Annotated in this window: 17 protein-coding genes; 12 read left to right on the top strand and 5 right to left on the bottom strand. The window is 72.1% G+C overall.

Going from position 1 to position 18,018, the window contains the following annotated elements:
* Positions 1–84 precede the first annotated feature (84 nt).
* The gene (locus ABZ342_RS17805; protein WP_360474027.1) at positions 85–2,475 is read left to right on the top strand and encodes a glycoside hydrolase family 2 TIM barrel-domain containing protein; all 2,391 of its coding nucleotides are present in this window, start codon (positions 85–87) and stop codon (positions 2,473–2,475) included.
* Between the two features lie 62 nt (positions 2,476–2,537).
* Here ABZ342_RS17805 and ABZ342_RS17810 read toward each other — a convergent pair whose 3' ends face one another.
* Positions 2,538–2,903, bottom strand: a complete 366-nt coding sequence (locus ABZ342_RS17810; protein WP_360474029.1) for a DUF488 family protein — start codon at positions 2,901–2,903, stop codon at positions 2,538–2,540.
* A 56-nt stretch (positions 2,904–2,959) separates the two neighbouring features.
* Between ABZ342_RS17810 and ABZ342_RS17815 the strand changes: the two genes are divergently transcribed.
* The 5 genes from ABZ342_RS17815 (at position 2,960) to ABZ342_RS17835 (ending at position 8,674) form a co-directional block, all read left to right on the top strand.
* Positions 2,960–3,550 (top strand): hypothetical protein, encoded by a 591-nt coding sequence (locus ABZ342_RS17815; protein ID WP_360474031.1) that lies wholly within the window; start codon positions 2,960–2,962, stop codon positions 3,548–3,550.
* A gap of 50 nt (positions 3,551–3,600) precedes the next feature.
* Positions 3,601–5,172: an acyl-CoA synthetase gene (locus ABZ342_RS17820; protein WP_360474033.1), complete on the top strand. Its 1,572-nt coding sequence runs from the start codon at positions 3,601–3,603 to the stop codon at positions 5,170–5,172.
* A gap of 201 nt (positions 5,173–5,373) precedes the next feature.
* Positions 5,374–5,595, top strand: coding sequence for a hypothetical protein (locus ABZ342_RS17825; RefSeq protein WP_155543862.1), 222 nt, complete (start codon positions 5,374–5,376; stop codon positions 5,593–5,595).
* 107 nt (positions 5,596–5,702) lie between these two features.
* Positions 5,703–7,775 carry a putative Ig domain-containing protein gene (locus ABZ342_RS17830; protein ID WP_360474239.1) on the top strand — a complete coding sequence of 691 codons (2,073 nt, stop codon included), beginning with the start codon at positions 5,703–5,705 and terminating at the stop codon, positions 7,773–7,775.
* Positions 7,776–7,816: 41 nt separating this feature from the next.
* Positions 7,817–8,674 (top strand): GNAT family N-acetyltransferase, encoded by an 858-nt coding sequence (locus ABZ342_RS17835; protein ID WP_360474036.1) that lies wholly within the window; start codon positions 7,817–7,819, stop codon positions 8,672–8,674.
* Here the strand turns inward: ABZ342_RS17835 and ABZ342_RS17840 are convergent.
* Positions 8,599–8,979 (bottom strand): MmcQ/YjbR family DNA-binding protein, encoded by a 381-nt coding sequence (locus ABZ342_RS17840; protein WP_155543860.1) that lies wholly within the window; start codon positions 8,977–8,979, stop codon positions 8,599–8,601. The two genes, ABZ342_RS17835 and ABZ342_RS17840, sit on opposite strands and share 76 nt — an antisense overlap.
* Here ABZ342_RS17840 and ABZ342_RS17845 point away from each other — a divergent pair.
* On the top strand, positions 8,978–9,802 hold the full coding sequence (locus ABZ342_RS17845; protein WP_360474038.1) for a fructosamine kinase family protein: 825 nt from the start codon (positions 8,978–8,980) through the stop codon (positions 9,800–9,802). The two genes, ABZ342_RS17840 and ABZ342_RS17845, sit on opposite strands and share 2 nt — an antisense overlap.
* Here ABZ342_RS17845 and ABZ342_RS17850 read toward each other — a convergent pair.
* Together ABZ342_RS17850 and ABZ342_RS17855 are read right to left on the bottom strand one after the other, a co-directional pair.
* Positions 9,799–10,461: an HNH endonuclease family protein gene (locus ABZ342_RS17850; protein WP_155543858.1), complete on the bottom strand. Its 663-nt coding sequence runs from the start codon at positions 10,459–10,461 to the stop codon at positions 9,799–9,801. The two genes, ABZ342_RS17845 and ABZ342_RS17850, sit on opposite strands and share 4 nt — an antisense overlap.
* A gap of 82 nt (positions 10,462–10,543) precedes the next feature.
* Complete coding sequence (locus tag ABZ342_RS17855; protein WP_360474041.1) at positions 10,544–11,548, bottom strand: hypothetical protein; 1,005 nt, start codon at positions 11,546–11,548, stop codon at positions 10,544–10,546.
* A gap of 146 nt (positions 11,549–11,694) precedes the next feature.
* Here ABZ342_RS17855 and ABZ342_RS17860 point away from each other — a divergent pair, with 146 nt between their 5' ends.
* The 5 genes from ABZ342_RS17860 (at position 11,695) to mftB (ending at position 16,213) form a co-directional block, all read left to right on the top strand.
* Complete coding sequence (locus ABZ342_RS17860) at positions 11,695–12,558, top strand: urea carboxylase-associated family protein (RefSeq protein WP_360474043.1); 864 nt, start codon at positions 11,695–11,697, stop codon at positions 12,556–12,558.
* A 41-nt stretch (positions 12,559–12,599) separates the two neighbouring features.
* Entirely contained in the window at positions 12,600–12,776 is a 177-nt protein-coding gene (locus tag ABZ342_RS17865) for a hypothetical protein (RefSeq protein ID WP_360474045.1), read from the top strand.
* A 346-nt stretch (positions 12,777–13,122) separates the two neighbouring features.
* Positions 13,123–14,736 (top strand): helix-turn-helix domain-containing protein, encoded by a 1,614-nt coding sequence (locus ABZ342_RS17870; RefSeq protein ID WP_360474047.1) that lies wholly within the window; start codon positions 13,123–13,125, stop codon positions 14,734–14,736.
* Positions 14,737–14,828: 92 nt separating this feature from the next.
* Positions 14,829–15,938, top strand: a complete 1,110-nt coding sequence (locus tag ABZ342_RS17875) for an NDMA-dependent alcohol dehydrogenase (RefSeq protein WP_155543856.1) — start codon at positions 14,829–14,831, stop codon at positions 15,936–15,938.
* A complete protein-coding gene (gene mftB, locus ABZ342_RS17880) occupies positions 15,935–16,213 on the top strand; it encodes a mycofactocin biosynthesis chaperone MftB (RefSeq protein ID WP_155543855.1) in 279 nt (92 codons plus the stop codon). The genes ABZ342_RS17875 and mftB overlap by 4 nt, the downstream gene beginning before the upstream one ends.
* A 43-nt stretch (positions 16,214–16,256) precedes the next feature.
* On the opposite strand, the gene ABZ342_RS17885 is transcribed toward mftB, so the two are convergent.
* Positions 16,257–17,990 carry a pyruvate dehydrogenase gene (locus tag ABZ342_RS17885; RefSeq protein ID WP_360474050.1) on the bottom strand — a complete coding sequence of 578 codons (1,734 nt, stop codon included), beginning with the start codon at positions 17,988–17,990 and terminating at the stop codon, positions 16,257–16,259.
* Positions 17,991–18,018: the final 28 nt, after the last annotated feature.

Consider the following 18,018-nt stretch of genomic DNA (forward strand, 5'->3'; position numbering starts at 1 on the left):
TGAGAGCCAACCCTTTGATCGCTTGTGACGTCTAAGCCGTGAGAAGCGATTACCGAGGTGGGACACCGAGCACGGAGGTCGTCGATGGCCGAGGCCAAGCCGCGTCTGACGCGGCGCGGGTTCCTCGCCGCGGGCGGGGCCGCGCTGCTCGGGGTGGCCGCCGTCGGGACCGTGGCCGGGTCGGCCGGGCTCGGTGAGCCGGACCCGGATGCCGTGCGGCTGGGCGATTTCTGGTTGTTCGGGCGGTATGAGGACGGCTGCGCGGACCTCGAGTTCGACGAGATCGACCTCTCGCCGGTGCAGCTCCCCCACTGCGTGACGCCGCTTTCGTGGACCGGCTGGCAGCCGCCGTCGTGGCAGGACCGGTGGATCTACCGCAAGCACTTCACCGTGACCGCGGCGATGACCGCCGAACGCGTACGGGCCCGCTTCGACGGCGTCATGACGAACGCGGACGTTTACCTCAACGGCGGGCTCGTCGCGACCCACGAAGGCGGTTACCTGCCCTTCGAGGTCGAGCTGCCGCAGGTCATCGTGGGCGACAACGTCCTCGCCGTGGTCGTCGACGGGCGCTGGCAGCTCGACGTCCCGCCCAACCTGCCCGGCTCCGGCCCGTCGGCGATCGACTTCTACCAGCCGGCCGGCATCTACCGGCCCGCCTCGATCGGCACCGTGCCGCGGACGCGGCTGGCCGACGTCTTCGCCCGCCCGGTCGACGTCCTGGGTCCCGGCCGGTCCCTGCACCTGACGTGCGAACTGGACACGACGGTCGCGCTCGGCGAGCCGCTGCAGGTGACGGCGTCGGTGCGGCAGGCCGGCCGGGAGCTCGCCCGCGGCGGGACCACCGCCGCGCCGATGCCGGTCGGCACCAGGACCGTCGAGTTCGACGTCGGCGGCCTCGGCGCGGTCCGGCTGTGGGACGTCGAGGACCCGGCGCTCTGCGACGTCGTCGTCAGCGTCCGGTCCGGGCCGCGGGCGCTCGACCAGCAGGTCGTGCGGGTCGGGTTCCGCGAAGCGAAGTTCACCCCGGACGGCTTCTTCCTCAACGGGCGGCGGCTCAAGCTGGTCGGCCTCAACCGCCACCAGTGGTACCCCTTCGCGGGCGGGGCGATGCCGGACCGCGTCCAACGCCGGGACGCCGAGATCCTGCGTCGCGAGCTGAACTGCACGATGGTCCGCTGCTCGCACTACCCGCAGTCGAGCGCGTTCCTCGACGCGTGCGACGAGCTGGGCCTGCTGGTCTGGGAGGAGATCCCCGGCTGGGGCCGGATCGGGGACGCCGCCTGGCAGCAGCAGAACTTCCGGGACGTCTCGGGGATGATCATCCGGGACCGCAACCACCCGAGCATCATCGTGTGGGGCACCCGCGTGAACGAGGCCAACGGCACGACGGTGATGTACGACCGGACCGGGAAGCTCGCGCGGAAGCTCGACCCGTCGCGGCCCACGAGCGGCGCGCTGGCCACCACCACCGGCGCCCGGTACGCCGGCAGCGACGTCGAGATCCTGGCGTACAACGACTACACGGCTCGTCGCGGCGCGCCCTTTCAGCTGCGCCCGCCGCGCGCCGGGGTCCCGTACCTGGTCACGGAGACGATCGGCACCATCGCCGGGGTTCGCGCGTACCGCCGGATCGACCCGCCGGCGACCCAGCAGCTGCAGGCCGAGCTGCACGCGAAGGCCCACGACCTGGCCGCCGCCGACGACCGCTACTGCGGGCTGCTCGCGTGGTGCGCGTTCGACTACCCGTCGGGCTGGCAGCGCTCGGTCGGCGGATCGAAGTACGCCGGGGTGTCCGACTTCTTCCGGATCCCCAAGCCCGCGGCGGCGTTCTACGCGTCGCAGGGTGACCCGCGGGTGCGGGCCGTCGTCGAGCCGGGGTTCGCCTGGGACTTCACCGCGTCGCCGGCCGGACCGGGACGGGCCGTGACGATCTGGTCGAACTGCGACCGGCTCCTGCTGTTCCTCGACGATCAGCCCGCCGGTGAGGCGCGGAGCCGTCGCGCGGAGCTCCCGCACCTGAAGCACCCGCCGTTCGCCGTCGACCTGACGGTGCCGCGCGGGCGGCGACCCCAGCTGCGCATCGACGGTTACGTGGGCGACCGGCTGGTGGTGTCGCGCCGCTTCAGCGGCGACCGGACCCGCGACGTGCTGGGCTGCGTCCCGGACGACACCCAGCTGCGCGCCGACGGCGGCGACGCGACCCGGGTCGTGGTGTCCGCTTTGGACCGTTTCGGCACGCTGCGCGCGGGGGCGACCGGCAAGGTGACGCTGACGCTGACCGGCCCGGGCGAGCTGGTGGGCGACCCCACGTTGGACCTGGGAGCGACGGGCGGCGCGGCGGCGGTGTGGCTGCGCCCGTTCGCGGGCCCACCGGGAACGCTGACGCTGACCGCCCGCCACGACACGCTGGGCACGGCGACCGCGACGGTGACCACGACCGCCAGCGGCTCCGAAGGCGGCGCGCGGTCGTGACGGGCCATGTTCGCGGGGTGGTGGTTTCGATCTTCGCCAGCTCGCCGACCCCGCCCGCGACGTCACCCCTCGCCGGTGAGAACTTCCGCCAAGACGGCCGCCTGGCTGATCGCCGGGAACCCGCTCGCCGTCAGCAGCGTGACCGGTCCCCCGGCCGCCAGCTCGCGCAGCCGCGCCAGGGCCGCCGCGCGGTCGGGCTCGCGCAGCTCTGCCCGGTAGCGCTCGGCGAACTCCGCGAACCGCGAAGGATCGTGGCCGTACCACGTGCGCAGCTCGTCGGATGGCGCCAGGCCGCGGTACCAGCCGTCCAGGACCACGGCCGTGCGGGCGGTACCGCGCGGCCAGAGCCGCTCCACGAGCACGCGGACGCCGTCGGCGGGCCCGGCCGGGTCGGCCACGCGCGCCACCCGGACGACCGTCGGCTGCATGCGCGCATTCTGCGGTGCGTCCGCGCGGGCCGCCACTCCGGAAAGCGAGGCCGCCGGTGCGCAACCGCGTGACCCCCGCCGGCGACCTCGTCGACATCCCGCTGCGCGGCGCCTGGACCGGCAACCGGGGCGTCCTGCACCGCGGCCACGAGATCGTCCGCTTCCACGGCGGCGACCTGTGGATCACCTGCGCACTCACGTTCAAGAACCGGTGGCGCGAGCAGTGGCTCCCCCACCACTACACCCACCTGTACTTCCACGACGAGGCCGTCTCGTTCGCCGCCGGGCACCGGCCCTGCGGCGAGTGCCGCCGGCCCGCCTATGACGCTTACCGTGACGCCTGGCCCGGCACGCCTTCGGCGACCGCGATGAACCGGCGGCTGCACTCCGAGCGACTGGTCCGCGGCACCCACGCGAGACGCCTCCACGAACGGGACTGGGCCGATCTCCCGGACGGCGTCTTCGTGCTGCGCGGCGAGCACCCCGAACTCAAGGTCGACGGGCACCTCACCGCCTGGACGACGGCGGGTTACGGCCGGAAACAGCAGCTGCCCACGGCAGGAACCGTCCCGGTGCTGACCCCGCCCGCCACGATCGCCGTCCTGCGCGCCGGCTACCCCGTGCAGATCGACGACAGCGCCCGCTGAGCGGTCTGCCGTGGCTTGCGCACCGCCGTGGTGCGGCCGAGACTGCCGGGATGGATCAGCACCTCGTCGACCGCGCCCGGCAGCACTCGCTCGGCGATCTGCTTCGCCGGACCGCCTTGCGGCTGCCGGACAAGCTCGCCGTCGTCGACGGGAGCGCGAAGCTCACCTTCGCCGAGTTCGAGGCCGCCGCCAACCGCTGTGCCCACGCCCTCGCCGCCCGCGGCCTGCGCAAGGGTGACCGGCTCGCGCTGCTGAGCCACAACTGCTTCCAGTACGGCGTTCTCGCGTTCGCCACCGCCAAGCTCGGCGTCCTCCTCGTGCCGGTCAACTTCATGCTCGGCGCCGACGAGATCGCCTACATCCTCCGCCACGCCGAGGTCACGGCGTTCGTCGCCGAAGACGCTCTCGAACCGACCGCCGCCAAGGCCCTCGAGCTGGCGGACCTGGGCGACGTCGTCCGCGGCCGCATCCCGAAGAGCGGCGGCGGTGCGTGGGAGGACATCAGCCCCTGGCTGTCCGAAGGGGACGACACCGCACCTGACGTCCTCGTCGCCGACGACGACCCGCTGCGGATCATGTACACCTCGGGCACCGAGTCGCGGCCCAAGGGTGTGCTCCTGTCGAGCCGGTCGCTCATCGCGCAGTACGTCTCGTGCGTCATCGACGGCGGCATGAGCGCCGACGACGTCGAGGTGCACTCGCTGCCGCTCTACCACTGCGCCCAGCTGGACTGCTTCTTCTCCGTCGACGTCTACCTCGGCGCGACCAGCGTGATCCTGCCCGGTCCGGAGCCCGCCGCGCTGCTCGCCGCCGTCGAGCGCGAGCGCGCGACGAAGCTGTTCGCGCCGCCGACGGTGTGGATCTCCCTGCTGCGCCACGAAAACTTCGACCGCACCGACCTGTCCAGCCTGCGCAAGGGGTACTACGGCGCGTCCGCGATGCCGGTCGAGGTCCTGCGCGAGCTGCGCCGCCGCCTGCCCGGCGTCGAGCTGTGGAACTTCTACGGCCAGACGGAGATGGCGCCGCTGGCCACAATCCTGCGCCCGCACGAACAGCTCGACCGCGCCGGCTCGGCGGGACGGCCCTCGCTCAACGTCGAGACGCGCATCGTCGACGACGAGGACAACCCCGTGGCGCCGGGCGAGATCGGCGAGATCGTGCACCGCGGTCCGCACGCGACCCTCGGCTACTACCGCGACGACGCCAAGACAGCCGAGGCATTCCGCGCCGGCTGGTTCCACTCGGGCGACCTCGGCGTCGTCGACGACGACGGTTACCTGTCCGTCGTGGACCGCAAGAAGGACATGATCAAGACCGGAGGCGAGAACGTCGCGAGCCGCGAGGTCGAAGAAGCGTTGTACCTGCTCGACGGCGTCGCCGAGGTCGCCGTCTTCGGGATCGGCCATCCACACTGGATCGAAGCGGTGACGGCGGCCGTCGTGCCCCGCGAAGGCGTCGTTCTCGACGCTGCGCAAGTGATCGACCACGCAAAGGCACACCTCGCCGGTTACAAATGTCCCAAGTACGTCGTGTTCACGGACCGGCTTCCCAAGAATCCCAGCGGAAAGATCGTGAAGCGCGAATTGCGGGAACGACACAAAGGACTCGCGACCGAGGCCTGAGCCACCGAAAACTCCTTGCGTGGCACGGAGGACCACGGATACCGTCGGCTCACCGCCACCGCTTTCCGAGGAACGCGGGACGTGCGTCCCACCAGGGCCGACCGGCCCGGAAACGAGTTGGCCAAAAGCCATGGCGCGGCGCGTCCGTCGGGTCTAGTAATGAGGCCGTTCCTCGTTCCCGAACCCCGAAAGGATCCTCTCGTGTCCGTTTTCCTCGCCGTTCTGCTCGCCCTGGGCGCCGGGCTGTTCGTCGGCAGCCGCGTCCACAGCGCCCGCGAGGCCCGCGCCAACTACTCCGCCTACCGGGCCCGCACCGCCAAGGGGTTCGGGGAGATGATCCGGTCCGGGGTTTCGGCCCTGCTCGCGGTGGCCGGCGCGCTCGTGCTCCTCTTCATCCTCCTCAACGTGCTCCAGCAGGCCTGACGCGGAACCCGACTCATGGCGGGTTGTTGCCGCCCCGGTGGCGGCGGAAGCTTTCTCCTGGCCCCGACGGGCGGGGCCGGGAAAGGACTCCCCCCATGAGATCGAGGGTGCTTTCTGCTGCGCTCAGTGTGGCCGTGGGCCTGCTGGGCACAGTCGTCGCCGCCGCGCCGGCCGAGGCCGCCGCGGTCTGCGGTGACCAGGTCGTCGGCAACGGCGGGTTCGAGAGCGGTACCGCCCCGTGGACCCAGACCAGTGGCGTGATCTCCGCCGCCACCACGGCGGAGCCCGCGCACGGCGGGACGATGGACGCCTGGCTGGACGGCTACGGCAGCACGCACACCGACACCCTGTCCCAGGCGCTGGCCCTCCCGGCCGGCTGCGCTTCGGCGTCGCTGTCGTGGTGGGCGCACGTCGACACCAAGGAGACGACGACCTCCACCGCCTACGACAAGCTGACGGTGCAGGCGGGTTCCGACACCCTCGCGAGCTACTCGAACCTCGACAAGAACACCGGGTACGTCCAGCGCACCGTCGACGTGTCGCGCTACCTGGGCCAGACCGTCACCCTCAAGATCACCGGCGCCGAGGACTCGAGCCTCGCGACCAACTTCCTCCTCGACGACTTCTCGCTGACCACGACGGGCACGAGCAACCCGCAGTCGCCGGTCGTGACCTCGCCGGGCGCCCAGTCCAGCGCCGTCGGCCAGGCCGTGTCGGTGCAGGTCCAGGCCACCGACCCGCAGAACGACGCCCTGACCTACACCGCGACCGGGCTGCCCGCCGGGCTGGCGATCGGCGCGAGCACGGGCAAGATCACCGGCACCCCGACCACCGCCGGGACGTCGTCGGTGACCGTGACGGCCAAGGACCCGGCCGGCAACAGCGGCAGCGCCACGTTCGCCTGGACGATCACGACGGCGCCCGCGGACTCGACGCGCACGCCGATCAACCCCGCCTACACGGTGAACCTGACGTCGGACAGCGCCGGCACCACGTGGACCGGCCACCAGAGCGTGAGCTTCACCAACGGCTCGGCGTCCACGCTGCCCGAGGTCTACCTGCGGCTGTGGGACAACTACCACGGCAGCTGCCCGACGACGCCGATCACGGTCACGAACGTCACCGGCGGCACGGCGTCGGCGCTGAGCGTCAACTGCACCGCCATGAAGGTCACGCTGCCGAGCCCGCTGGCCCAGGGCCAGTCGGCGACCATCGGCTTCGACCTGAGCATCGTCGTGCCCAGCGGCGCCGACCGGTTCGGCCACGACGGCGCGTACAACATGATCGGCAACGCGCTGCCGGTGCTCGCGGTCCGCGACGGCGCGGGCTGGCACCTCGACCCCTACACCAACAACGGCGAGTCGTTCTACACCGTGATCGGCGACTTCGACGTCACGCTCGTGCACCCGACGTCGCTGCTGACCCCGGCCACCGGCTCGTCGACCGAGACGACCAGCGGCACCACGACCACCACGCACGCGACCGCGTCGAAGGTGCGTGACTTCGCGTGGGCTTCGGGGCCGTTCGCGAAGATCACCACGACGTCCGGCAAGGGCGTGCGGGTCAACGTGTACTCGGTCAGCGGGATCTCCACCAGCAGCGCCAACCAGATGCTGAGCCTGGCCGCCGACTCCATCGACGTCCACTCGGGCCGCTTCGGCGACTACCCGTACGGCGAGGTGGACGTGGTGCTGGACAACAACTTCTGGTTCGGCGGCATGGAGTACCCGGGCTTCGTGCTCGACCTCGTGTCGACCACGGCGCTCCCGCACGAGCTGGCGCACCAGTGGTTCTACGGGATCGTCGGCGACGACGAGTACAACTCACCGTGGCTCGACGAGAGCTTCACCGACTACGCCACCGACCTCTACCGCGGGATCACCGGCAGCGGCTGCGGCATCACCTGGCAGTCGAGCGCGGAGAAGCTGACCAACTCGATGGCCTACTGGGACGCGCATTCGTCCCGGTACTCGACGGTCGTCTACAACTACGGCAAGTGCACGCTGCACGACCTGCGGCGGACGATCGGCGACACGGCGATGGCGAACCTGCTGAAGTCGTACGCGCAGTCGCACTGGTACGGCGTGTCGACGACAGCCGAGTTCAAGGCGGCGGCGCAGGCGGCGGCCGGGTCGACCGACCTGACCTCGTTCTGGGCCTCGCACCGGGTCGAGGGCTAAACCGGTTGGTTCCCCGCCCCTGCGTCCGGCACGCTGGGCGCATGGGCGGGGAACGACTCTTCTGCGACATCGCGCTGGCCGCGCGGATCGAACGTGCCGAAGCGCGGCTGACGGCGGAAAGCAGCGACGCCGCGCGGAAGCGCCGCGGTGACACGGTGGGTTTCGCGCGGCCGCTCGCCGGGGGTGTCGCCAGCTTCGCCGAAGCAGACTCGCCGTTCAACAAGATCATCGGGCTCGGCTTCGACGGCCTGCCGGACGCACTCGACGAGGTCGAAGCCGCGTTCGCCGAGCTGGGCGCGCCGGTGCAGGTCGAGCTGTGCGAGCTGGCCGACTCCGCGCTGGGCGTGTTCTTCACCGAGCGCGGCTACCGGCTGGAGTCGTTCGAGAACGTGCTGGGCCGGCGGCCGGGCGGCTCCGACGTCCCCGGCGACGTCCGGCTCAGCCGCGACGACGAGCTGGAGCGGTGGCTGTCCGAGGTCGCCGACGCCGTCGCGGTGGCCGACACCGAAGGCCTGCCGTCGCACGAGGAGTTCCCGCGCGAGACCGTCGTCAACGCGATGCGGGACATGGCCGGGGTGACCCGGTACGCCGCGTGGCGCGGCGGCGAGTTCGCCGGCGGCGCGAGCTTCCGCGTCACCGACGGGATCGCGCAGTTCACCGGCGCGGCGACCGTGCCGGCCCACCGCCGTCGCGGGGTGCAGACGGCGCTCCTGCGCGCCCGGCTCGCGGCGGCGGCCGAGGCCGGCTGCGACGTCGCCGTCGTCACGACGCAACCGGGCTCGAAGTCGCACGAGAACGTGCAGCGGCAGGGCTTCGACCTGCTCTACGCGCGGGCGATCCTGGTGAAGGGGACCTCGGCGACCAGCTCCTCCGGGGCGGAGAGCCGCCAGGCCTCGTAGATCAGCTCGGCGACCTCGTCGGGCTCGACGCCGTCGAGGTACACGACGACCCAGCCGAAGCCGCCCGCGGTGAACTGCACCTCGAAGACGTCGGGGCGTTCGGAGACCAGGGCGAGCTGCTCGGAGATCGTCTGCTTCAGGCCGAGGGTCCGCGTCCGCGGCCAGTAGTACCCGAACCGCTTGCCGCGCACGCTGAACGACGAGTAGTCGCGGGCCTCGGACCGTTCGACGTCCGCCAGCTCGCCGAGCACCCGTTCGAAGTCCTGCACCGGCCCACCGTAGCGCGCCGGTAGCGTGCGGGACATGACCGTGCCCATGGCCCGCCTCACCGGGCACTCCGTCACCGAGTGGCGTCCGATGGCCGGAGATCTCCGCGAAGCCGTGCTCGACGACGGCCGCGTGGTCGTGGTCAAGCGCGGGCACGGACCGGGCGCGATCGCGGCCGAGGCGGCGGGCCTGCGCTGGCTGGCTTCGGCCAAGGCGGTTCCGGTGCCGTCGGTGGCCGGCCACGACGAGAACCTGCTGGTCGTCGAGCGCGTCACGGCGGGCCGGTCTTCGGCGCCGGCGGCCGAACGGCTCGGGCGCGGCTTGGCTCGGCTGCACGCGGCCGGGGCGCCGGCGTTCGGCGCCGCTCCCCCGGGCGGGCCCGCCGACGCGTGGATCGGCCGGGCGCCGATGGCGAACGTGCCCGGCGAGGACTGGGCGTCCTGGTACGCGGCGCACCGCGTGCTGCCCTACGTCCGGCGGGCGTTCGACGCGGGGACCTTCGACACGGACGACGTGACGCTGTTCGAGCGCGCGTGCGAGCGCATCCCGGCCTCGGCCGAGCCCCCGGCGCGGCTGCACGGCGACCTGTGGACCGGCAACGTCCTGTGGGACGGCCGCGAGGCGTGGCTGATCGACCCGGCCGCCCACGGCGGGCACCGCGAGACGGACCTGGCCATGCTGCACCTGTTCGGCTGCCCGCACCTCGGCAGCGTGCTGGGCGCGTACGAGGAGGTCACGCCCCTGGCCGACGGCTGGGCCGGGCGGATCGGGCTGCACCAGCTGTTCCCGCTGCTCGTGCACACCGTCCTGTTCGGACGGTCGTACGCCGGGCAGGCGGTGGCCGCGGCGAGCACGTTCTAGCAGTGCTGGAGCATGCTTTCCAGCGCCGTCTTCTCCGGGACGGTGATCGTGAGGCCGTAGTTGCTCTTGACCACGATCCAGTCGGTGGCGTAGGTGCACCAGTAGGAGACCAGCGGCGGCTTCCACTGGTCCGGGGCCTTGTCGCTCTTCTGCTCGTTGAGGTTGTCGGTGACCGCGTGCAGCTGCGGGCGGATCAGGTCGTTCGCGAACTGCTCGCGGCGCTCCTGGGTCCAGGACTTCGCGCCGCTCACCCAGGCCTGGCCGAGGGGCACCATGTGGTCGATGTCCACATCGGACGCCTTCGTCCAGGTCTCGCCGTCGTAGGCGCTGACCCAGGTCCCGGACTTGGCGGCGCACTGCGCGTCGGTCTTGACGTCCTTGCCGTCGCGCTTGAGGACCTGCTCGCGGGTGTCGCAGGCACCGTCGACCTTGTCCCAGTGCGGGAACTTCTCGCGGCTGTAGCCGTCCATGGTGCCGCGCACGGCGACCTTGAGCTGCCCCAGCTGCGTCCGCGCTTCGGCGGGCGCGATCGGCGGTGCGGCGGCGGTCCCGGTCCCGGCGGGCTGGGTGCCCGACGCCAGTCCGTCGGGCACCTTGCAGCCGGTGAGGGACGCGCCCGCGAGGACGGCCAGCAGGACGAGCGCTCGGGTGCGCGGCATCGTGAACCCCTTTCACGTCTGCCGGGAGGTGCCCAGGAGATGCGGCCGCGAAACGGTGCAGATGGCCTAGTTGGCGCGAAATTCACGAGCCATGGAAGACCTGCGCCACGAAAACGGCGGCGATCACGCCCACGGTGACGAGCAGGGTCAGCACGAAGACCAGGCCCCAGGGCACCTGCCGGATCGGTCGCTGACGCGGGAAGACGGAATGGCCACGCGGAGCGGGGATCCTCGGCCCGGCCTCATCCTCGACGACGGCCGGCGCCGGCTCGGGCGGCGGCGGCAGCGGCAGGACGGCGGGCAGCTGGGGCACTCGCTCCCGCGCCACGACGCGGGCGGGAAAGCCATCGGCGAGCAGCGCGGCCCGCGGCGGAGCGAGGTGGGCGAGGGAGAGGGCGTAGCAGGCGTCGAGGACGTCGTCGGCCGACCAGACGGTCCGCCACCGGTTGTGCTGGCCGATGATCCGCCGGAGGCCGCGAGGGTCGGCGAGGACGACGGCCACCCCGGGGACGGAGTCGGTGCCGAGCCAGGGTGGGGCCGGCGGGCCGGGGATCGGTTCGTGCCCGGCTCGACGCCGGTCGGGCCCGCTCGTGTTCGGCTCGTCCAGGTCACCCGGTTGCGCCCCACGCCAGTCCGCGTCTCCCTCCGGCAAACGCTGCTCCGGCACCGTGATCGCCCCCGGCCGCGACGAACCCTCCGCCGGATCATCCCCCGCCGGCTCCGCCAGCCGATCCCGCGTCTCCGCCACCGACGGCACCACCGCGACCAGCCCCGTCACATACCGCCCACCGTCGTGCGCGGCCAATGCTCCCTTCGCCGCCTCCACTCCGGCCCCCGCTCGCTCGCCGGGGTCCCAGGCGCTCTCCGCCCCCGGTGAGTGGGCCGCGATCACCACCACCCCCGTCCGGGTGAACACCAGCGCGTCCACGAAGCGGGGGCCCAGCCGGCTCGGGACGGTGATGCCGGTCAGTGCCAGACCCGTCAGGTGGTCCGGCCCCGGACCCCAGGAACGCAGCAGCCCCACGAGGTGCGTCGCCGCCGCGGGCAGGCGCCACTCCTCGCCGGTGCGCTGGAAAGCCACGAGCACCGCCGGTCACTCCTCCCACGAGTAGAGCTCCCTCGACGGTAGGAGCCGGACCGGCCGACCCCCAGCAGCCGAACGAGTGGTCGAACGCCACCCTGCGTAGCCGGGGCATGCTGGAGCGGCATCCACATCGCACGAGGGAGACCCCGATGCCCCCAGCCGCCTACCAGGGCCGCGCGCTCGACGTCGACCGGCCGTTCTACCGGCGCCTCGCCGAGGACGACGCCCGCGAGCTCGTCGACGCGTTCGAGGTCCCGATCCGCTCGGGCCGCGCCTGGCGGGTGCCGAAAGGCCACCTCTGCCGGCTCGTCACCGTCGAAGGCCCGCAGGTCGGCGACCTCAACCTGTGGAACGCCGCGGACCCCCGCGAACGCTTCTGGGCCGCGCGCACCCGGCAGCTCCAGCGCGCCCACGTCAGCACCTTCGACCGGCTCTGGTCGACGCTGCCCTTCCTCCGCCCGCTCGCGACGATCACCGCCGACACCCTCGAAGACCACGGCGAAGACGCGGACGGCGGCCGCGTGCACGACCTGCTCGGCACCCGCTGCGACCCGTACGTCAACCGGATGCTCACCGGCGACGACTTCGACTTCCACTGCCACTCGAACCTCGTGCGCGCGGTCGCGCCGTTCGGTCTCACCGAGTTCGACGTGCACGACGTCCTGAACGTCTTCCAGTGCACCGGGCTCAACGACGAGGACCGCTACTTCATGAAGACCTGTCCCGCGCGCCCGGGCGACCACTTCGAGTTCTTCGCCGAGCTGGACCTGCTGTGCGCACTGTCCACCTGCCCGGGCGGCGACCTCTCGATCCCGCTGTGGGGGCCGGGCGCCCGCGACCCGATCGACGTCTGCCACCCGATCGGCGTCGAGGTGTACAAACCCCGCTCCGAACTGCTGGAAGGCTGGCGCGAGCCGGAGCGCGCGGCCTACCGGGGCCTGCACGGCGCGCGGCTGCCGGAGTGGGCCGACCTACCCGATCGGACGGGTCGGACCGCCGGGACCGCGAGGTAGCCTGGCCGGAAGTCAACGCCGACGCGTCATCGGGAGTGCCCGTGGTCCTCACTCGCCGGCCCTCGCCCTCCCGGGTGGCCGACGACGGCGCCTGGCCGGACACCGGGCTGACCCAGCCGGCCGGGTGCTCCGACATCCCGCCCGCGGACCTCACCATCGCCAAGTTCCACGCACCGGAGATCATGTTCGGCGACGCGACGGAGTCCATCACGTTGTAGTCCTTGGGGTTGGACTCGACCTGGTCGTGGAGCACCGGGTCGAGGCCGTGGTACTTCAGCGACTCGAAGATGCGCGCCCGGGCCCGGCAGCGCCCGCGGCATCGGGTGGAACTCCTTGAGCGGGAACGGCTTGATCAGTTCGTCGACCTGCATGCGGTGTCCCTTCACGAACGGGCGAGGTGTGCGGCCGACGGTATTTCCCTTGTCACAAAAGCGAAACAGCTCACCTCGGAAACCGCCCGGACGGGCCGGGCGGCCACCTGCCCGATCGGAGAGGTTCTCCCCGCGCCCGGTCCGTGTGATGATGGAAGGCCGGGGACGCCGAGCGGCTCGACGAGGAGTGCGAGTGGACCTGCGGACCGAGATCGCGCAGTCGTGGCGGCGGGCGGAGCTTTCCGGGCTCTCGCCTGCCTCGTCCGTCGAGCGGCTGAACGTCGCCGACGTCGACCGCCGCAGCCGGCTGCTGCGGGCGGCGTCCCCGGTGCTCGACGAGCTGGCCCGGCAGCTGGCCGGCACCCGGTTCTGCGTCGTGCTCGCCGACGACGAGTGCCGGATCGTGGCCCGGCGGTTCTCCGAGCGGTCGGTCGAGCTGGCGCTGGAGAACATCAGTGCGGTCCCCGGCTGCCAGTTCCTGGAGGAGCGGACCGGGACGAACTCGCTCGCGACGCCCTTCGAGACCCGCCGCGGCGTCTCCGTCGACGGTGACGAGCACTTCCTCGAAGCCATGAAGCAGTTCACCTGCTACGGCCATCCGGTGGTGCACCCGACGACCCGGCGGATCGCCGGCGTCCTCGACATCACCGGGCCCGCCGGTGACGGCAACCCGTTGCTCGGGCCGTTCCTGCGCCGCGCGGTCGCCGACATCGAACGGCGGCTGCTCGACGGCGCGAAGCTCGCCGAGCAGCAGCTGCTGGCCGCGTTCCAGTCCGTGCAGCACCGGGCGTGCGCGGTGCTGGCGCTCGGCCAGGACGTCGTGCTCGCGAACACCGCGGCGACCGAGCTGGTCGACACCGCCGACCACCGGCTCCTGCGCGAGCTGGGCCGCACGCACCGCGGTCTCGGCCGTCTCCGGCTTTCGTCGGGCACGCCGGTCGAGGTGCGCGTCGAAGCGGTGTCGGCGAGCGCCGGGCTGCTGTTCGAGCTGGCGCCGGTGCGGACTTCGAGCCCGGTCGTGTCGCGGCCACCGGCCGAGCGCGGGCTCTTCCCCGCCCAGATCGACGAGCGGCTGCGCGGGGCGGGGCGGGCCCGGCGGCGGGTGCTGATCTCGGGCGAACCGGGGTCCGGCCGGACGACGGCGGCCCGCGTCGTGGCCGGCGACCAGCCGGTGCACGAGTTCGACGCGTCCGACGTCGTCGCCGGCGAAGCCGAGTGGTGCACGCGGGTGGCCGCGGCGGCTTCACGGCCCGGCCTGCTGGTGATCGACGGCATCCAGTTGCTGCCCCCGCTGGCGGCGGTCCGCCTGGCCCGGCTGCTGGACACGACGACGGCGTGGTTCGCGCTGCTCAGCGGCCCGCCGTCGGAGCTGCACGGCGAACAGGCGACCCTGGCGGCGCGCATGCACCGGCGGATCGAGCTGCCGCCGTTGCGCGAGCGCCGCGACGAGATCCCGGCGCTCGCCCGCACCCTCCTGCGCGGCTTCGGCGACTCGCTCCGGCTGACCCCGGGGGCGCTCGAGCTGCTGGGGTCCCAGCAGTGGCCGGGCAACCTGCGCGAGCTGGCCGGAGTCCTGGCCGGTGCGGCCGACCGCCGCTCGGCGGGCGACCTCACGGCCGAGGACGTGGCCCCGGGCTGCACGGAGACCGCCCCGGGCGCGGCGCTGAGCGGCTGGGAGCAGGCCGAGTACGACGTGATCGTCCGGACGCTGCGCGCATGCGAAGGCAACAAGGTGCGGGCGGCCAAGCAGCTCGGCATCAGCCGCTCGACGCTCTACAACCGGATGCGGGCGCTACGGGTCCGCTGACCCCGGTGTCCGGGATTTGGACACTCCACAGACGCCCGGTCTCCACACAATCGAGGCACGAAGGTGCACCGCCGCACGTGGAGGAGATGGCCGTGAAGACCAAGGCAGCCGTACTGTTCGATGCCGGGAAGCCGTTCGAGATCATGGAGCTGGACCTCGACGGCCCGGGCCCCGGCGAGGTGCTCATCAAGTACACCGCCGCCGGGTTGTGCCACTCGGACCTGCACCTCATCGACAACGACCTCGTGCCGCGCTTCCCGATCATCGGCGGCCACGAAGGCGCCGGAGTCATCGAGGACGTCGGCCCGGGCGTGACCAAGGTCCAGCCCGGTGACCACGTCGTCTGCAGCTTCATCCCCAACTGCGGTACCTGCCGCTACTGCTCCACCGGCCGCCAGAACCTCTGCGACATGGGTGCCACCATCCTCGACGGCCACATGCCGGACGGCACCTTCCGCTTCCACGGCGGCGGGCAGGACTTCGGCGCGATGTGCATGCTCGGCACGTTCTCCGAGCGCGCCACCATTTCGCAGCACTCGGTCGTCAAGGTCGACGACTGGCTGCCGCTGGAGACGGCCGTGCTCGTCGGCTGCGGCGTCCCGACCGGGTGGGCCACGGCCAACTACGCCGGCGGCGTCCGCGCCGGGGACACCACCGTCGTCTACGGCATCGGCGGCATCGGCATCAACGCCGTGCAGGGCGCCGCGCACGCCGGCGCGAAGTACGTCGTCGCCGTCGACCCCGTGGAGTTCAAGCGCGAGGCCGCGCTCAAGTTCGGGGCCACCCACGCCTTCGCCACCGCCGCCGAAGCCGCGGAGAAGGTCAACGAGCTGACCTGGGGCCAGCTGGCCGACCAGGCGCTGATCACCGTCGGCACCGTCGAAGAAGACGTCGTCAGCGAGGCGTTCAACGTCGTCGGCAAGGGCGGCACGGTCGTCATCACCGGCCTCGCCAACCCCGAGAAGCTCACCGTGCACGTCTCGGGCGGCGTGATGACGCTGTTCGAGAAGACGATCAAGGGCACGCTCTTCGGCTCGGCGAACCCGCAGTACGACATCGTCCGGCTGCTGCGGCTCTACGACGCCGGCAAGCTCAAGCTCGACGAGCTGGTGACGCGCAAGTACACCCTGGAGCAGGTCAACGAGGGGTACCAGGACCTGCGCGACGGCAAGAACATCCGCGGCGTCATCGTCCACGGGTGACCCCGGCACGGGCGTCCACAGTGGACCTCGACGCGCCGTACCGGCTCAACCCGCTGGTGCCGCTGCGGCTCGACGAGATCGCCCACCACTGCGAACGCCGGGAGACGTGTCTCCTCGGCTCCCCGGACGTCGTGCGGGTCGTGCGCACCCTGGCCATGCACGCCTCGGTCCGCGACGCGCTCGACGCCGCGGAGCTGAGCGAAACCTGCCGGGCGCGGATGGTGGCGGCGCTCGACCACCTGGCCGCCACCGGGGTCATCGTCGCCGACCCGTGACTCCGGCGGGTGGTCACCACAACGACGTGGTGACCACCCCCGGTCACGGCCGCGGCGCGTTGCGCAGGTTGGTGCGCGCCAGGTCGACCATCTTGCCGACACCGCCGTTCAGCACGGTCTTCGTGGCGCCCAGGGCGAAGCCGCGCACCATCTCACCGGTGATCCGCGGCGGGATCGACAGCGCGTTCGGGTCGGTCACCACCTCGACGACCGCCGGGCCCGCGTGGGCGAACGCCTTCTCCAGCGCGCCGCGGACGTCGGCCGGGTCCTCGACGCGCTCGGCGAAGATCCCGCACGCGGCCGCGATCGCGGCGAAGTTCACCGGCGCGTGGTCGGTGCCGAAAGCCGGCAGGCCGTCGACGAGCATCTCCAGCTTCACCATGCCGAGCGTGGCGTTGTTGAACACCACGACCTTCACCGGGACGTCGTAGGCGGGCAGCGTCAGCAGGTCGCCCATCAGCATCGCGAGCCCGCCGTCGCCCGAGAGCGACACGACCTGGCGGCCCGGCTGGGCGAGCTGCGCGCCGATCGCGTGCGGCAACGCGTTCGCCATGCTGCCGTGCCGGAACGAGCCGATGACCCGGCGGCGGCCGTTCGGCGTCAGGTACCGCGCGGCCCAGACGTTGCCCATGCCGGTGTCCACCGTGAACACCGCGTCGTCGGCGGCGACCTCGTCGAGCACCGAAGCGACGTACTCCGGGTGGATCGGCCGGCGCTGCTCGATCTTCCCCGTGTACGCGCCGACGACCTTCTCCAGCTTCCGCACGTGCTCGCGCAGCATCCGGTCGAGGAACACGCGCTCCGTGCGCGGCCGCAGCAACGGGAGCAACGCGCGCAGTGTCTCGCGCACGTCACCGTGCACCGCCAGCTCCAGCGGCGTCCGCCGGCCGAGGCGGGAAGCGTCGTGGTCCAGCTGGATCGTGCGGGCCTGCGGGAGGAACTTGTCGTACGGGAAGTCCGTGCCCAGCAACAGGATCCGGTCGGCCTCGTGCATCGCGTCGTAGCAGGCGCCGTAGCCGAGCAGGCCGCTCATGCCGACGTCGAACGGGTTGTCGTACTGGATCCACTCCTTGCCGCCGAGCGAGTGCCCGACCGGCGCGGCGAGCTTCTCCGCGACCGCCATGACCTCGTCGTGCGCGCCGCGCGTTCCCGCGCCGGCGAAGAGCATCACCTTCTCGCCGGAGTTCAGCAGGTCCGCCAGTTCCCGGACAGTCTCCGGGGCGGGCACCACGGGCGACGGCGTGACCAGCGGGAGGCGCTCGGACAGCGGGCCGGTGGCCTTGCGGTCGGCGAGGTCGCCCGGGATGGTCAGCACCGCCACGCCGCCCTTGCCGACGGCGGCCTGGGTGGCGATGCGCAGCAACCGCGGCAGCTGGGCCGGATCGGCCACGACCTCGCTGAAGTGGCTGCATTCGGCGAAGAGCCGGTCCGGGTGGGTCTCCTGGAAGAAGCCGGTGCCGATCTGGTTCGACGGGATGTGCGACGCGATCGCGAGCACCGGCGCGCCCGAGCGGTGCGCGTCGAACAGGCCGTTGATCAGGTGCAGGTTGCCGGGCCCGCAGCTGCCCGCGCACACCGCGAGCTTGCCGGTGACCTGCGCTTCGGCCGCCGCGGCGAAGGCCGCGGTCTCCTCGTGGCGGACGTGCACCCACTCGATGCCGTCGGTGCGGCGGACCGCGTCGACGATCGGGTTGAGACTGTCGCCGACGATGCCGTAGATGCGTTCGACGCCCGCGTCCCGCAGGGTCCTGACCAGCTGTTCTGCCACGGTTGCCATACCTCAAGGGTGGCCCGTCGCGACCGAT

This window comes from Amycolatopsis sp. NPDC005961, from assembly GCF_040629235.1.
In the GTDB taxonomy this organism is placed as follows: domain Bacteria; phylum Actinomycetota; class Actinomycetes; order Mycobacteriales; family Pseudonocardiaceae; genus Amycolatopsis; species Amycolatopsis camponoti.

Bases quoted from the DNA above. Each gene is read 5' to 3' on its own strand.
- ABZ342_RS17805 (WP_360474027.1), top strand. From the start codon at position 85: ATGGCCGAGGCCAAGCCGCGTCTGACGCGGCGCGGGTTCCTCGCCGCG.
- ABZ342_RS17810 (WP_360474029.1), bottom strand. From the start codon at position 2,903: ATGCAGCCGACGGTCGTCCGGGTGGCGCGCGTGGCCGACCCGGCCGGG.
- ABZ342_RS17820 (WP_360474033.1), top strand. From the start codon at position 3,601: ATGGATCAGCACCTCGTCGACCGCGCCCGGCAGCACTCGCTCGGCGAT.
- ABZ342_RS17835 (WP_360474036.1), top strand. From the start codon at position 7,817: ATGGGCGGGGAACGACTCTTCTGCGACATCGCGCTGGCCGCGCGGATC.
- ABZ342_RS17845 (WP_360474038.1), top strand. From the start codon at position 8,978: ATGACCGTGCCCATGGCCCGCCTCACCGGGCACTCCGTCACCGAGTGG.
- ABZ342_RS17840 (WP_155543860.1), bottom strand. From the start codon at position 8,979: ATGTCCCGCACGCTACCGGCGCGCTACGGTGGGCCGGTGCAGGACTTC.
- ABZ342_RS17850 (WP_155543858.1), bottom strand. From the start codon at position 10,461: ATGCCGCGCACCCGAGCGCTCGTCCTGCTGGCCGTCCTCGCGGGCGCG.
- ABZ342_RS17860 (WP_360474043.1), top strand. From the start codon at position 11,695: ATGCCCCCAGCCGCCTACCAGGGCCGCGCGCTCGACGTCGACCGGCCG.
- ABZ342_RS17885 (WP_360474050.1), bottom strand. From the start codon at position 17,990: ATGGCAACCGTGGCAGAACAGCTGGTCAGGACCCTGCGGGACGCGGGC.